Source organism: Rhodanobacter sp. MP1X3, assembly GCF_014207165.1.
Taxonomy (GTDB): Bacteria; Pseudomonadota; Gammaproteobacteria; order Xanthomonadales; family Rhodanobacteraceae; genus Rhodanobacter.
Window position 1 is genome coordinate 271233 of record NZ_JACHCO010000004.1, and the last position, 14505, is coordinate 285737.

The following is a 14505-nucleotide window of genomic DNA, read 5'->3' on the forward strand; positions in this document are numbered from 1 at the left end:
CGTGCATGGATAAGGCGTAAACGCCATGGGCTAAAGCTCGATGCCCTTTTGCGCGCGGATGCCTGCCTGGAAAGCGTGCTTCACCACGCGCATCTCGGTGACCGTATCTGCAAGCTCAACCAGTGCATCCGGAGCACCACGGCCCGTCACCACGACATGCTGTTGCGGAGGACGCGCACGCAGTGCGTCGCACACTTTCTCCACATCGATGTAACCCTTCACCAAGGCAATGTTGAGTTCATCCAGCAATACGAAGTCGTACTGTGGGTCGGCCAACATGCCTGCGGCTATCTGCCAGGCAGCTTCAGCGGCTCGGATATCGCGTGCCTTGTCCTGCGTTTCCCACGTATAGCCTTCGCCCATCACGTGATAGTCGAGCTCATCGGAAAAACGACGAAAGAACGCCTCCTCTCCGGTGGAAAAACTGCCCTTGATGAACTGCACCACGCCACAGTGAAAGCCATGGCCGAGCGCGCGAGCCAGCATGCCGAAGCCTGACGAACTTTTGCCTTTGCCATTACCCGTATTGACCACTAGCACACCACGCTCAATGGTGGCTCGGGCGATGCGCCGATCAATCAGCTCCTTCTTGCGCTGCATGCGCTCGCGATGATGCGCGTCTGCAGCCGATTCCTCTGAGTGCGATTCGTCGCTCATGTGCGAGCCTCTGACACGTGGTGCGCGCCATACCAGACCACGACGCGGCTGCCTACGACGTAGGCGACCAACGCCGTCGTGACATAACCCATGGTGGTGCGAACAAACAGCGGACCCCACTGCCACAGGCGCTGCAGATATTCGACCATATGAGGGTTCGGGTAGCGGCCGCCCAACCAATAGAACGACCCATTTGAGATGGCAAAGGAAATCGATGCCGAGAGCAAAGCCACGCACCATGCCCCGACCAGCGGCCACGCGTCAGCACGGAGGCGTGACGAGTACAAACGGCCGCCATACCACAGCGCCGCATAGGCCAGTGGAAGGAAGGCATAGGCGACCGTGACGCAGAAGTCGCTGATGCCGGCGTAATGGATCGACACCTGGTCCAGTCCTACGGCCAGCAGGATGAACACGGCGAAGGCCCAGTGCTTGCGCAAGAACAGACCGCCCACAAAAAAGATCGCCATCGACGCGTCCGGCAAATGCAGCACGTCGCCGAAGTGCTTGAAGCGTGTCGCCAGCATGACCAGCACCAACGCGGCTAACAGCAAGGTAAAGCGGGAACCCGATAGTGATTTCATCGCGCGACTCCTCAAGCGGTCATGTTTGCGTTACACGTCAGTGATGGACTCGCGGGCGCCAGTCCATCACTCCGAACATTACAGTCCCGGCTGGTAACGCAGCGTCAGGTACCAGGTGCGACCGAGCTGGTTGTAGTAATACGCTGTCTCGTAGTTGTGGTCGAACACGTTGTCGAGTTTCGCCTCCACCTGCCAGTTGGGCGCGAAGGTATAGCTGGCGCGAAGAGCGGTGGTAGCGTAACCGCCGAGGCGGATCTGATTGGCCGCATCATCGTAGCGCTTGCCCGCCGCGAAGAAAGTGGCGCCGACGTTGAACTGGCCGAACTTGCGGTCCACGTCCACGCGAGCGGTCTGACCCGCACGGCGCGGCAGCCAGTTGCCGTTGTTCGCATCGTCGCTGTTGTCCTTCGGTTGCAGCCAGGTCAAGTCGGTCTGCACGCGCCAGTCGTTCAACGTGAAACCGAACTGGCCTTCCACGCCACGGATCTGCGCGCTGCTGATGTTCTGTGGCACGAAGTTACTGTCAAGCGTGATCAGGTCGGTGATGCGGGTCTGATAGACATTCAGACCCCAGTGCCAGCTGTCGAGTTGCTGCGTAAGGCCGAGTTCGGCCGAGTGCGAGCTTTCCGGCTTCAGGTTCGGGTTGGCGGTGGGGGTGCCGTCGAAAGGTGGGTAGTACAGGTCGTCGAAAGTCGGCGCGTGGAAGGCACTGCCGTAGCTGGCCGACAGCACGAGACCGTGATCGAAGTGATAACCCCAGGCCACTGCGCCGGTGTTGTGGGAACCGTATTCGTCGTCATTGTCGTGGCGTCCGGATACCTGCACTTCGTTCTGGCCGAAGGTGCCCTGATACTGCGCGAAGGTGCCGGTATCACCGCGCGTATCGACGATGAAATCGGTGTCGCTGTCGATGTGCTGCTGCAGGTAGTCCACTCCCACACTGAGCAGCTGACCGGGAGCCAGGGTGATGTCGTTCTGCCACGACGCCTGGTTCTGGCGCGAGTCAAAATAACCCGTCGGAGCACGCGGGTAGTACTGGCCGAAATAATCGCCCTGATAGAAAGTGGCAGAGTCATCGCGATTCTGCCCGGCGCTCAGCGTGACCTTCCAGATATCCACTGGAGTGAAGCTCAGGCGTGCGCCGGTGGCGTACTGCTCTTCCTCGTTGTTGTTGCCGCCGAACGGGCTGCCCGCATAAAAATTGTCGCTCTTGCTGCGCAGCCAGTTGAAGGCCAGCTCGGTGCCGTTGTCCCAGCGGTAGCCGAAGTTAGCCAGACCGTTGTAGTTGCGGTACGGATCGTTGTGCTGGTCATCCGTGAAACAAGCCACGCCCAGTTCTGCTGCTCCCAGGCGGCAGGACGGAATGCCACTGGTGTATTCGCCACCGAGGCTGGCGTTGAACCAGTAGTGGCCATCTCCGCCCGATACGCCCGCCTGACTATTGATGAAGCCGTGACTACCGGTAGTCACGCTTACCGACGGCTCGATGTTGCCGCTGTCCGAGCCGTGGCGGGTGAATATCTGGATCACGCCGCCTATCGCATCCGAACCGTACAGGCTCGATCGCGGACCGCGCACGATCTCGATGTGATCGATCGCATTCACCGGAATCTGCTCCAACGCCGGCGTGCCCAGCGACACGCTGCCAATGCGCACGCCGTCAATCAGCACCAAGGTTTGGCCGGAGTTGGTGCCGCGCAGGAACAGCGAAACCGGCTGGCCGATGCCACCCGTCTGGGCGATCGACACACCGGGCAGACCGGTGAGCAAATCCGCCAGTGAAGTCGGTTGCAGGCGCTCGATGTCATCGTGCGTGATGACGGTAACCGACGACAGCGTATCGTCCACGGTCTCAGGCGTACGCGTCGCGGTGACGACTACGGTCGACAAGGTGTCGGGCTGCGTGACGGTTTGTGCAAAAGCGGTAGGCGCTACAGATAGAGCCAGTAACAGGGCGGCCGCGAGCGCGCGGCGATTCAGCGTCGTGTGGTGTTTCATTTTGGAGGTTCCCCAGCCGCACGGCCCCGTACGGCAAAGATAAATATGCCGGCGACTGCGAAAGGATTAGGGACATGAAAAGCACGACGAGCGCGTGAACCGCACCCGGCGCTCCCAAGCCTCGCCCCACCGCGAGCAAACCGGAGTTCACGCTCAAGGCCGGTCTCCGGGCTCGTGGTCGAAGACTTTGCGTCTTCTGGATCAACGCCTTCCCATGCATGACACACAGTGGCTAATGTTGATCCGGCGACCCTTGCGGGTCACAACTCACTTACCGTTGCGGGGGCAGCCCCGGAATAGACGCAGTGGCAAGCCAAATGCATCGCACCGGATTCACGTTTCAACTGCCGGCCCATGCCGGCAATCACCTTAGGCAAAGCCATGTTAACAGAAATGTAGCGAGCTCCATTCCCTACACCGTTCCCGACGGGTAGGCCAGGTACACGGAGCGCCATTGCTCGGCCGTCGTCCTTTGCGCGCGGTGTGACTAAGCGGGCTTACCACTACCAGCACGCCGATCCGAGGCAACCGGAATCAACGTCCAACTTCACCGGAATTCGCAGCCTCTCTTCGCGAGCCTTTTCATAGAATGAACTTCGCAATACAAGCTCTAGTGAATACACCACTATTTTTTCGCGGCACTTAAGGGTACGTAAGGCTTGTCATCAAGGATGGCATTTATAGCGTCGTCTATGGCATACACATGATCGTTTTGATTGGTCACGAGGATGAGCGTTCGACCCTTCGAGGAGTCCGTCGTCAGCAACGCTTCGAAATTATGATCGTTACCATCATGCACATGCCGCACCAGATGATTGCCGACCATCTCACCATGTCCAAGGCCGGTCTGCCACTTGGAGTCCTGAGTGGTCACGATCTGACGCGTGCTATCCGGAGTGATGAGACAGAAACTCGTCATACAGTTTGACCACCGTAGGAAATCATCCACGGTCAGTGCCGGCCAGCCCGTGATGTCCACTGTCATCGGATCTTGCTTGTAATTCGCATCGAAACTTTTCGCCACTCGTGGCGTCGCATCCGTCGGATCTATCACGGCGTCGCGAATGCCGGCCCTCGGAAACTCCCTTTTTCCGAGGAAGTCATTGAAGCTCATTCCACTGACTTTCTCGATCACTCTCCTGCGCAGGAATGTGTTGTTGTTGTTGTAGGCGTAATGTGTTCCGGCGGGATAATCGAGCTGCTTGAGCGCGCGAAGATTCCTGTAATTGTCCGCGTCGCTACTCACGGTGTTCCAGTCCACCTCCGGCAATCCGCTCGTGTAGTTCAGCAGATCTTCGATCGTTATCGTCGTCGCCCATGGCGGAAGGTCGGGGAGATACTTAGACACAGGATCGGTTAGCGACAGCTTTCCCTCTTGCGCGAGCATCAATATGCCGACGGCATCGAACTCCTTGGTGATCGATCCGATATCGAACCTGTCTGAAAGTTTCAGGAGAAGTGTACGAGAGGCGTCTGCATAGCCGATGGCGCGACGAAGGATGACCTTTCCGTGATCGGCGATCAGGATGTTTCCATTCAACAATCCTGCCTGATGGGCTTGATCAAGATAGGCATTGAGTTGGGCAACTGTTGCCGGCTGCACCTTCGCTGCGCACGGTCCAATGACTAAGCAGAAGATAACGGCAGCGACACTCTTGCGAATAAGCTTCATAGTCCACCTTGAATGACCATATTCAGATGTTGATGTAATACGCTCTTCCAGATATCCACCGGATTACCGCGAAAACCGTAACGTCGGACACCCAGCCATGGGGCATGGCTCGACTGCGCACCAGAGGACTGATGCATGCCGCGGAGAAAGGGTTTAGTCAGTGTGTTGGCTCTAGTGGTGGTTGACCCGCAGTCTGATCGGCACTGACCACCATAATGTTGGCACCGCAAACCTGCGTCACATTCTGCGCAGCCCAAGGCTTGGCGGAACCGGTTTGTTGGCCATGCCAATGGGCGACCGCCGAAACCACGGCGACACCATCCCTCCAACGGCAGACAGGATCAAACGCTGAACGGCTGCGCTGCGATGATCTCCTGATAACCTCGCCCATCTCGACACCTGTTATCAACCGGGCATTCATGTGGCCCCTATAGGGCAGTCATATCAAGTAAGCACGTCAGCCACTGGACGCTCGAAACGACAAAACGTCTCGCCTTTGAAACGTCCATCGCGAAGGATCATCTGCGCCTTTTGCTTGAATCCGTTCTTTTCTAGCACTCGGACAGACGCGATGTTCCTGAGCAGACATGCACTGTTGAATTTGAAAAGCCCAAGGCGCTCGTGGGCATGCCAAAGCACCAGATTCACGGCGCGGCTCCCCACCCCGACGCCATGGAACGGAACGGCAACCCAGTAATCGACACTTCCTGACCCAGTCTGTTGGTCAATCTGGTTGATCGAAACGACACCACAAAAATCATCATTGCTCTTGATGGCAAAAACCTTAGCAAGCCCAGCTTCGATCTTTGGATGGATCACGTCATACCATCGCGCGGCGCCGTCGTCTGGATAGGGATAAGGAACCAAACTTGCCGCTGAGATGATGGGATCCGACGCATGACGTTGAACGAATGGCAAGTGCGTTCTCGATATGGGCTCAATGCTGATCATGAATTGAATATGGTGCGGGAGGTTGAGAGCGTCAATCATGTCGCACGGGCAGATTGCCTATCCACGACTTCAACTCCACCAAGCCCTGAGACGCTCAATCAAACCGGGAGGTATTGACCTCGTGAGTTGACCAAAGTGTCGGAAGGCTATCACGCCTCTGGCGGCGATGACTTCTGACTCTTCAGTGGCTACGTCCCGTCCGGATACCAAGGCAGCCGCGTGCCCTCCACGACCGCTATCCAAGTTCCAGCTTCAGTGCGATCTCGACATCGCAATAGGGCTTGGCGGATCGAACACGGTGATCAAATGCGAAGTCGATCCGGGGTGATCCGGGATTGACAGCCGCCTCTGTTTCAAGCCGGTAGAAGTCGAACGTCATGGGCTTCGTGTCGCAGAGCGAATCACCGAAATCCCGTGTCTTGAAAGCACATCATCACGAACGCTGTTGCACAAGTCTCAGTCCGGCAGTGCATCGTCTCCAAGGTCAAGCTGGCTGTACGAGATGGGAAATGTGAAATAGTCTTGCCTCTGTGAGAGTGTGGCCGGAGCATGGAGAGGGAGATGTCCGCGAAGAAACTGGCGACGGCACTGATTTGCACGCTCGGCTCCGCTATCTGGTTGTGCATGGCTTTTTCACCGCGCATCGGCGGCCTGTTGTTTGGTTACTCTTCTAGCGCCATAACTACCCGCGGCAGTACCCGTGATTGCACCCTCCTGCGCCGCGGCAAGTACCACACCGACGGCATCCAGTGCATGCTGGATTATCGCGTCGGCGATCGGGCGGTGTCGGCTCAGGCGTTGGTGTGGGAGTCCGACGATGCCTTCATCGGCCTGGACGGCCTGCATCACCAGCTCGCTACCTTTAATCGCGGCGGCTCGGTGGAGATCCAGGTGGATCCGCGCTACCCGGATCGCCCCGATATTTTGCCCACACAATGGTTGGCATTTCCGGCTTGGGCGTTGGGGATGCTGTTCTACGTCGGACTGTTTGCGGCCATCGTCTTGGCGTCCGGCAAGTTTTCGTTACAGGTAGCGCATCGCGCCGACTACGATTACGACGAACAAGGTCGGCTGGTGCCCGTGCGCTTTGGCCATGCCGGACGCGGGCGCTGGTTGCGACTTGTTCCAGCGGTACTCTGGTGTCTGCTGTTCGGGGCCACGCTGTACGCCTGGGCCAACCGGCCGGCCAACCAGTTGTTGCTGTCCGCGCATCGCGGCCTGGTAGAGGTGCCTGCCATTCTCATCCACTGCGCCGCGGGATACAGCGGCAGTTATAAGGGGCACGACCAGACCGAATGCGAACTGAGCTATCGCTGGCAGGGCGCCGAACGACGCGGGCAGGCCGAGGCGCTGGATTTCCGCCTGTTCCCCACAGCTGCCCGCGTCGATGATGCGGCGGATGTGGTGGAAGGCCAGCATGTGCTGGCATACGTCGACCCGGCGCAGCCCAGCTATGCGATCGCCTTTGTCAGCAACGCCTGGTTTGCACCACAAGGCTGGGGCTTGATCGAACTGATGCTACCCATTTGGCTGGGCATAGGCCTGATTTGCGCATTGGGCGTCAGCGTGAACACTCCGAAGGGGTGGCCGCGGTGATGCCTCTGTTATTGGTTCTGGCTTTGTCCCTGCTGCTGCTGGGCGTGGTTCTTCTGATTATCTGGTTGAGGAGGAGCTCAGGCGCTATGAAGCGTCTGGTGCCGCTGATTGCCGCACTTGTGGTTCTGCTCGGGGCGGTCGCGGTTTTCCTGAACTTGCAGTCGAAGCCGCACAGCGAGGACGCCGGCATGGGCGAAACCGTGTCAGGCAACTACACGCGCTATCAAGGGCATATCTACATAAACATTCCGGGCCAAGGCTATTACCTCGTGCAAGGCGCCGACGCCACCAGCTTCAGCCCGCTGAGCGAACAGTATTCTTCCAATCTCGGCAAAGGCAAACATGCGGTGTACTGCGGCTCGCAGGTAATTCCGCAACTTCAGCCTGAGCAGGTACGCTTCGCTCAGAATGGCTACGTCAGCGATGGAACACGCGCCTGGTATTGTACCGAGGAAAAGGACAACCCAGCCTACCATTGGTGGCAATTCTTCACCCGCAGCAACGATGAAGACAGCCCGGAGAAACCGCGCGAAAAGGACTACATGTTGTTCGAGTTGAACCCGGTGCACGCCGCTAGCTTGAAACCGCTGGTTGGCGCTTATGCAGAGGATGGCGAGCACATGTTTTACGAAGGCACCTTGATTCCCGGCGCGGACGGGCCTTCGCTGGGTGCAGTCACGCGCGGTTGGGGCCATTTCACCGGACGCGAGGACGAACCTTACGCGCGCGACGACCACCGCGTGTACTACGAAGGCAAGCCACTTCCTGGCGCTGGACCGAGTGCGTTCTACGCGCTGGTGCCGGAGGGCGATTCGTTCGACAATCACTATGGGCAGGACACCGCGACAGGACAGTTTTACTTCGGCGCGCAACCGTTTCCCGGCAAGGTCGATGGCGTGGACAGCAGCGGCCTGCATATGTTGATCGCCGACCGCGAGCGTTCCAACCACGAACTTTTCTACAACTCGTCGGGCATCTGGTACTGGGAATATCAGGAAGGCAAGCTCAAGCGTGGTTGCACGAACCCATTCCACGCCGCCAGCATGTCGAATGGAGCACCTGTCGAGCTATCGCCCGGCGTTTGGGCGGATGCACACGACACCTTCGTATTGCGTGCTGGCGAAGCTTGGGGACATTCGAGGAACGATCCCTCGCTGAGGACGCGTACAACTCAGTTATGGATGCTGCCCGGCTTGGCGCGCGCGCAATGGAGCAAGGTGGCCGACATACCCGGCAATGACGGGATCGGAACGGAAGGGACTTTGTGGAGAGCGGGCTCCCAGCTTTACTTTGCGCCATTCGCCGGCCAAAGCAATTTCTTCAACGATGCGCTGTATCTCGTATCGAATCTCGATGGGTTAAAGCGCGATATCGTGTCCGACCAAAATGCGTCGCAAGCCGACGACGAACGACTGAAAGTCTTGGATGCAAACGATATTCAAGAATTTGATTCTTCGAATGCCACCCTTGTTTGCCGCATGACTTCCCGCTATCCAGCCATGTGGGAAATCTGGAAGTGATCCAAGTATCGGCACGCAGTCCGTGCTACAAGAAAATGGCTGAATGTGCTTTGCAGGGTTGCACAAGCTTTTACCGGCTTTTTCCGGTCTTGGCTCTCGAAGTCAACCTGGATTTTCCCTCGCTAACGCGACCATCGGTCCTTAGCATCATTCAACAGCGCCGCCAACTCGGTAGGTTTCAGCTGAAAGAATCCGGGGATGGCGAACACGCCCATGCGTCCGCCCTTCTGCACGTTGAAGGCAATCACTGTCCCACTGCGAATCCGCTCTTCGCGAAATCCCGATATGTCTTTCCACGCCCACGACCTTCGTATGCCGAGGATCACGTAACCGAGACCTCCGGGCGCCAAGGTCAACGTGGTGGGTCGTGTGACCTGGATGAAGCCCACCAAGCTGACGATGCCTCCGACCACGCCAACTGCGATCGCCTCAAACAGCATTAGGGGAATGAAGGACGTGCCGATGCCGATGAGAACGGCGTACACGCCAGCCATCAGAAAATAGAGCTCGGAGCCTTTCGGTCGGCGCAGAACAATCGGTGGACGATCCAAACTGATGTCACTCACTCGTCAATCGCCATGACGGCCACGTAGCCTTCCAGTTGCAGTGCCCGATCACGGATGAAATTGGTGGCATCCCCTGCCTGCATCGGCACATACATCGTGCCCTGCCGCGTTTCGAATAGCGCGCCACGGGCTTTCGCTTCTTGATCCCGAAAAGTCAGCCAGGTTCTCTGCGAGGCGCGAAGGTCGGTGGCGACATTTGGCGGAAGCTTGCGCATCAAGGTGGCATACGCGGCGTTCATCCGGTGATCGTAGGCCTTTGTTGCCGTCGCCTCGCAATCGGTCTGTCCAGCGGTCGATGCGTTGGCAGCATCATTGAGGCACCGATCGAGTGCAACCGCTGTCGGATCCTTTGATCCTGCGGCGAATGCGGCCGCCGGCAAACTGACCATCAACATGGCGATAAATCTTTTGCTGACATGCATGGAGCGTTTCCTCGTTTTCAAGGGACAAATGCTGGTGATTTTTGCTTGATCAGCAAAAGAGCCTACGCCAAAGTTTGCTGCTGATTGACAGAGAATGTCAGGTCTATCCAAAGCAGCCCCCTATCCCGTGCATGCCATGATCGTTGCACCTTTTATCGCGCGGATCATATAGTCACCTGTCCTCCATGTCAGGCGTTCTCTGACCCCTGCGTGATGAACATCGCGTTCGACGCACCAGACTCTTACCCATTTCAAGGAGTGAACCATGCACATGATCAAAGCTATCGTGGCAGTCGCCTGCGTTTTCGGTGCGTCGCTGTCGGTCAGCACCGCACGCGCAGAGGATTGCCTCATTCCCTTTGTCAGCAAAACGGCGCGCTGTCCGATGTCTGTGGACCAGGGCAAAGTCAAGGTCAAGTTGACGCCCGCACAAATCAAGGCGTCAATCTCGGCCATCCGGAAGACATCCGACGACCACATCACCAATGGGCTGTACAAAGGTCCGATTTTCGATGCACAGGTGCTGGGGACCGCTCCATCCGTTGCGGGTCAGCCTACCTGGAAACTGAAAATCCTCCACAACTATCAAGGTGAGCAGGACTCAGGAGAATGCACCGTCGTAACACCGGCGGTGAAAGATGGCGGGGCCACACTCGTCGTGGGGAAAAAGTATCGGATCTATACAGTCGTTGTCGGGGATAAATTCGACGTTCCTGACGACTTCTATGTTTGGAAAGGCTCGGTAGTCGGGTTGCCGTAACCCGTTTTCCGGAAGGCAGAGATGTGACTCGGGGGCGGCGCTCATACGCCAGCCCCCTGTCATCATCTCCATGAGCATTCATTGCCATGACCAGACAAAACGAACTAATCGTTGTTTGAAAAGTCGGCTGCTCTCTTTGAGCTCACCAGTTTCCGTCAAGGGATCAGCACTGCCGCGCTCCCGATGAAACTGGCAAGGCATATGTAAAGCCCATGCGCTTGCATGATGTCTAGGTCCGACGATAGCGAAATAGATCTCAGCGTGTGCGACTCGCAGATGTTCTAATTGTCCGCTGATTTTTTGAGAAGCACCGATGGACACCCTGCCCGATACCACCTCTACACGTGTTGCCCAGGCAACCACCTGCCCAATTGGCCGCACGCTTGCCATCCGGTTTCGATCCAAGGCGTGGGTCACCATCATGCTTCTGAGCATCAGCACCACTGCACTTTGCGCACCGCCTGCTCCGCCCCCTCTCTTTGATGGAGTCCTCCACGCCCGAGGTCCTCATGGGGTTTACACCGAAATCCGGTTCGAGCCACATCGCTTGGTCGCGCAGGTGCATGGGCCTCACATCTGTGTCTTGCATGCCCGCCTAGTCCACGGTGATCCGCACGCCAGCCGCTACGCCATCGAGCCACCTCAGGGGGGACGCTTCTGCGATGAACTGGTCGACGGGGAAATCGTGATCCGTCCGCATTCGCCGAATGACGTGATGGCCGAATTTAGGTCGCCGCGCATGGACTGGTCAGGGGAGTTTCGCCGCTACACGCCGGGCCGCTGATCGTATCGAGCCCTTGCATTTGGTCTTTCCATGTCAGGTTGGCGCGCAATGATGTGCGCAACCCGATGGGGGCGACATGTTCAATGATTTCTGCGTAAGCCGAGTGATCGAACCACTCGGTATGGCCTCCGCAGTCATAGTTGATCAATCCGCGCTCGTAAGGGGATGGCACCCTGCGATGAGCGAACACCTTTTTGGTTTCGTCCTCGATTTCGGCAGCTGCACTTTTCGATGATGCACAGAATGCCACGCTCATTTCTGTGTCGAACAGGACAACCAACGCTTCATCAAAATTCTTGGTGTAGTTGGCGGTTTTCACAAAATCATAAGCTCTGTTCGGCCAACGACCTGTCATGCCGACTTTGATGGCCGAATGGTCATGCAACACCAAGAGATACACCCAATAAATGAGGACCTTGACCTCCGCGTAGACATTCGGCGGCACTTTGAGCTGGAAGCGTTTCAGAATGACCGAGACGAACAATTTTCTGTCTGGATAGTATTTGTTTCGTTTGGCTGCCGACTTGCGCAACTTTGTTTCGCCAATCTGGTTGACCAGCCATAACAATCGTTGCACATCCATCTCGTCTTCGACATGCACGCCAAAGTTGTCTTCTGGAAGGTTAGTGAATATGGGAATTAGCTCTTTACGCATATCTCATGCAGTCGCCAGAGGTAACCGATTGTTCTTTCGTATCTAGCGTCCGCTCATGTCTAAAAGGCTTCGAGTTGCTATGGCGGTCCGCTCAACCCATCCTCATCGTGGGGCCACCCGGAGGCTGCGGCTGCACAACCTGGGCGTTTTGCTGAGCGACCTGCTGTTGCGCTTGGACCTGTTGCTGGGTGGCTTGGGCAAACTGCTGGTAGTGCTGCTCAGGCGGTGTTTGGGTGGCTTGCTGGGTTTGCGTCGCACTCCACTTTGTTCGCGGGTCTTCGGGGCTGCCCTGAAAGGCGTGGATTTCGGTGATGTCGATTTTCCCGCTTCGGAAATCTTCACCAAAAGCGATGCCGCTGACGTTCTTCATCCCTTCACGCCGAGCATCCGCCATGACGCCGGCGGTCAGCGCCTCGTGCTGTTTGGCATCCAAGCTCAGGCCGTTCTCCGCATACAGCTTCCCAATCTGACCGTGCACGCTCTGATTCATCGCATGCTCGGGGTGTCCGGCATCGCGTGGGTCATGCGCATGTGATGGTGCTGCATGGTGGGGGGCAGGATGATGCGCTGGTGCGTGATGAGCCGGGGCCGCTTCGTGTGTTGCGGGCGCATGCGCGCCATGAGCAGTGTGGCCATGATGGGCTGGATGATCGTGGTGTGGCGGAGCTGGTTGAGCCACCCGCAACATCGGATGGGTGGCACCGTCCTTGGTGATGCTCAGATCCTTGGAGTGATCCGCGTTTTGCACCAACGACAGGTCGCTGCGGTTAACCGTGCTCCATGTGTTGTTCGTGAACGCATGTCCCTGCCCGTCCGCACCCCACGACACGAACTCCTTTCCCTCGGCGACAAACCCGGCGCCCTTGAACTCTCCGGGGTGATGGCGATCCAGTGGCGTGGACTGGTAAGCGCCGCCTTTATCAAGGGCAGTGATGAATGGCACGGCTTTGTCGTCGTGCACAAACAGGCCCTTCACCGTAGGATATTCAGCAGCGAGGTTACCCGGTGCTTTGTCCAGCTCGGTTGGGTTGACCAAGCTATTGGAAGCAACGTTTTGCCAAGTGGTCGAAAGAGGATTGGTGGCATCGCCATTGCGCAGTGAGTTGACCACTTTGGCGCCACTCAGTGCCCCATCGCGGCCATCCCTGAAATAGCCATCCAAATGATTCAGGGAAGCCCCCACCTCGGCCACGCTGTGGTATTTGTTGGCCGCGACGTCATGCACCAGGATTTTCCCCTGTGTCTCATTCTGGTTGTAGGCCTTGGCGGTAATGGCCGCCAGCCGCACCTGATCGTCCGGGGTTGCGTGCTTGTAAACATCACTGCCTTTAATAGGCGTAACTGCGTCGTCCATCAGTTTGTTGACCTGAGACACATCACGGTTGTGAACCCATGTGATGCCCTCTTTACTGGCCAAAAAACTGTCGAGGTGCGACTGAACCCCGGCGTCAACGGGTCGCCCGGCGTCGGCTCTGATCTTGTGGCCATTGCGGCCCAGATCACTGATCGTCTGGGCTTCTTGTGTGTGGTCGAGCACCCAATCCTTGTGGTTGGTTTTGGCCCAGCCCTGATAGGCGTCCACCAGGTCTTTGGGCACGTTTTCGCCACCGTGCTTATGGGGTTGGTAGTGTTGCCCCATGTCAGTCTGGATGGTGCCGATGCTGTATCCGCTGTTGTCGGCCGGAGTCAGTACCGCCGCATGGGGATTGGTGCCGGCGACAGAGAGCTTGTAGGCCTGATCACGACTTTCGGAGGTTACGCCGACCGCAAAGTAGATCGTGGCGCGCAACTGATCATCCGAAACGCGAGCAGGGGTGGGCGTCTGAGGTGGTGGCACAGTTGAGGCTGGTGCCGGAGATTGGGGTTCGTTGGTATCGGCCATGACACATCCTCTAATTTACTGATCATCATCCGGGCAGTGATCGTCCGTAGGGGTTTTCTTGCCTTTGATCTCACGATGCAGCGTCAGATACTTTCGGTGCTTATCGCCAAACTTCTGATACCAATCCAGTTCATCGCCACGCAGCACGTAGTAATCCGGTTGATCCTTGTCGAAATTCGGACAGATCGCGCCATCGTTTGAAGCGGGGTCATCGTTGCAGTAGCCGACCAGCAGTTTTTTGCCTTTGAGGGTGCCTTGGAGTGAACCACTGTCTCCGTGCCCGCGAGCGGTGCCGTCACCCCAGTGCCCTTTGACTTCGTTTCCTTGCTGCGTCAAATGCAAGTCGGCCGAATGCTTCCAACCGCACGTCTGCTGGTAGAGCCAGTCGCCCTGAAAAGACGATTGCGCCATCACGGGTGGCACGACCATCAAACCCAGGATCAACCAAGAACCTTTGA

Annotated in this window: 13 protein-coding genes and 1 riboswitch; of the genes, 3 read left to right on the top strand and 10 right to left on the bottom strand. The window is 57.4% G+C overall.

Annotated elements, in window-relative coordinates; all coding sequences use genetic code 11:
• Positions 1 to 30: 30 nt before the first annotated feature.
• The 5 genes from cobO to HDE79_RS12765 form a co-directional block, all read right to left on the bottom strand.
• The gene (gene cobO / locus HDE79_RS12745) at positions 31 to 657 is read right to left on the bottom strand and encodes a cob(I)yrinic acid a,c-diamide adenosyltransferase (RefSeq protein ID WP_184602351.1); all 627 of its coding nucleotides are present in this window, start codon (positions 655 to 657) and stop codon (positions 31 to 33) included.
• Positions 654 to 1241 (bottom strand): hypothetical protein, encoded by a 588-nt coding sequence (locus HDE79_RS12750; RefSeq protein ID WP_184602352.1) that lies wholly within the window; start codon positions 1239 to 1241, stop codon positions 654 to 656. The genes cobO and HDE79_RS12750 overlap by 4 nt, the downstream gene beginning before the upstream one ends.
• A gap of 78 nt (positions 1242 to 1319) precedes the next feature.
• A complete protein-coding gene (locus HDE79_RS12755; RefSeq protein WP_184602353.1) occupies positions 1320 to 3239 on the bottom strand; it encodes a TonB-dependent receptor in 1920 nt (639 codons plus the stop codon).
• A gap of 139 nt (positions 3240 to 3378) precedes the next feature.
• Positions 3379 to 3626: riboswitch (cobalamin riboswitch) on the bottom strand.
• Between the two features lie 238 nt (positions 3627 to 3864).
• Entirely contained in the window at positions 3865 to 4911 is a 1047-nt protein-coding gene (locus HDE79_RS12760) for a serine hydrolase domain-containing protein (protein ID WP_184602354.1), read from the bottom strand.
• Positions 4912 to 5355: 444 nt separating this feature from the next.
• Complete coding sequence (locus HDE79_RS12765) at positions 5356 to 5901, bottom strand: GNAT family N-acetyltransferase (protein WP_184602355.1); 546 nt, start codon at positions 5899 to 5901, stop codon at positions 5356 to 5358.
• Positions 5902 to 6423: 522 nt separating this feature from the next.
• On the opposite strand from HDE79_RS12765, the gene HDE79_RS12770 reads away from it, so the two are divergent.
• Positions 6424 to 7458 (top strand): hypothetical protein, encoded by a 1035-nt coding sequence (locus tag HDE79_RS12770; protein ID WP_184602356.1) that lies wholly within the window; start codon positions 6424 to 6426, stop codon positions 7456 to 7458.
• 23 nt (positions 7459 to 7481) lie between these two features.
• Positions 7482 to 8978, top strand: coding sequence for a DKNYY domain-containing protein (locus tag HDE79_RS12775; RefSeq protein WP_184602357.1), 1497 nt, complete (start codon positions 7482 to 7484; stop codon positions 8976 to 8978).
• A gap of 122 nt (positions 8979 to 9100) precedes the next feature.
• Here the strand turns inward: HDE79_RS12775 and HDE79_RS12780 are convergent, their stop codons facing one another.
• Entirely contained in the window at positions 9101 to 9544 is a 444-nt protein-coding gene (locus HDE79_RS12780; RefSeq protein WP_184602358.1) for a hypothetical protein, read from the bottom strand.
• On the bottom strand, positions 9541 to 9966 hold the full coding sequence (locus HDE79_RS12785; protein ID WP_184602359.1) for a lysozyme inhibitor LprI family protein: 426 nt from the start codon (positions 9964 to 9966) through the stop codon (positions 9541 to 9543). Before HDE79_RS12785 ends, HDE79_RS12780 begins: the two co-directional genes overlap by 4 nt.
• Before the next feature lie 265 nt (positions 9967 to 10231).
• Here HDE79_RS12785 and HDE79_RS12790 point away from each other — a divergent pair, with 265 nt between their 5' ends.
• Positions 10232 to 10726 carry a hypothetical protein gene (locus tag HDE79_RS12790; RefSeq protein ID WP_184602360.1) on the top strand — a complete coding sequence of 165 codons (495 nt, stop codon included), beginning with the start codon at positions 10232 to 10234 and terminating at the stop codon, positions 10724 to 10726.
• A 725-nt stretch (positions 10727 to 11451) separates the two neighbouring features.
• Here the strand turns inward: HDE79_RS12790 and HDE79_RS12795 are convergent.
• From HDE79_RS12795 to HDE79_RS12805, 3 genes are all read right to left on the bottom strand, one after another.
• Entirely contained in the window at positions 11452 to 12165 is a 714-nt protein-coding gene (locus HDE79_RS12795; RefSeq protein ID WP_184602361.1) for a hypothetical protein, read from the bottom strand.
• Between the two features lie 91 nt (positions 12166 to 12256).
• On the bottom strand, positions 12257 to 14047 hold the full coding sequence (locus tag HDE79_RS12800; RefSeq protein WP_184602362.1) for an XVIPCD domain-containing protein: 1791 nt from the start codon (positions 14045 to 14047) through the stop codon (positions 12257 to 12259).
• Positions 14048 to 14062: 15 nt separating this feature from the next.
• The gene (locus HDE79_RS12805; protein WP_184602363.1) at positions 14063 to 14479 is read right to left on the bottom strand and encodes a hypothetical protein; all 417 of its coding nucleotides are present in this window, start codon (positions 14477 to 14479) and stop codon (positions 14063 to 14065) included.
• Positions 14480 to 14505: the final 26 nt, after the last annotated feature.

What these genes read in the sequence shown, in the direction of transcription:
- HDE79_RS12800 (WP_184602362.1), bottom strand. Translation starts at nt 14,047, where the DNA reads ATGGCCGATACCAACGAACCCCAATCTCCGGCACCAGCCTCAACTGTG.
- HDE79_RS12785 (WP_184602359.1), bottom strand. Translation starts at nt 9,966, where the DNA reads ATGCATGTCAGCAAAAGATTTATCGCCATGTTGATGGTCAGTTTGCCG.
- HDE79_RS12770 (WP_184602356.1), top strand. Translation starts at nt 6,424, where the DNA reads ATGTCCGCGAAGAAACTGGCGACGGCACTGATTTGCACGCTCGGCTCC.
- cobO (WP_184602351.1), bottom strand. Translation starts at nt 657, where the DNA reads ATGAGCGACGAATCGCACTCAGAGGAATCGGCTGCAGACGCGCATCAT.
- HDE79_RS12750 (WP_184602352.1), bottom strand. Translation starts at nt 1,241, where the DNA reads ATGAAATCACTATCGGGTTCCCGCTTTACCTTGCTGTTAGCCGCGTTG.
- HDE79_RS12790 (WP_184602360.1), top strand. Translation starts at nt 10,232, where the DNA reads ATGCACATGATCAAAGCTATCGTGGCAGTCGCCTGCGTTTTCGGTGCG.
- HDE79_RS12755 (WP_184602353.1), bottom strand. Translation starts at nt 3,239, where the DNA reads ATGAAACACCACACGACGCTGAATCGCCGCGCGCTCGCGGCCGCCCTG.
- HDE79_RS12765 (WP_184602355.1), bottom strand. Translation starts at nt 5,901, where the DNA reads ATGATTGACGCTCTCAACCTCCCGCACCATATTCAATTCATGATCAGC.
- HDE79_RS12795 (WP_184602361.1), bottom strand. Translation starts at nt 12,165, where the DNA reads ATGCGTAAAGAGCTAATTCCCATATTCACTAACCTTCCAGAAGACAAC.
- HDE79_RS12760 (WP_184602354.1), bottom strand. Translation starts at nt 4,911, where the DNA reads ATGAAGCTTATTCGCAAGAGTGTCGCTGCCGTTATCTTCTGCTTAGTC.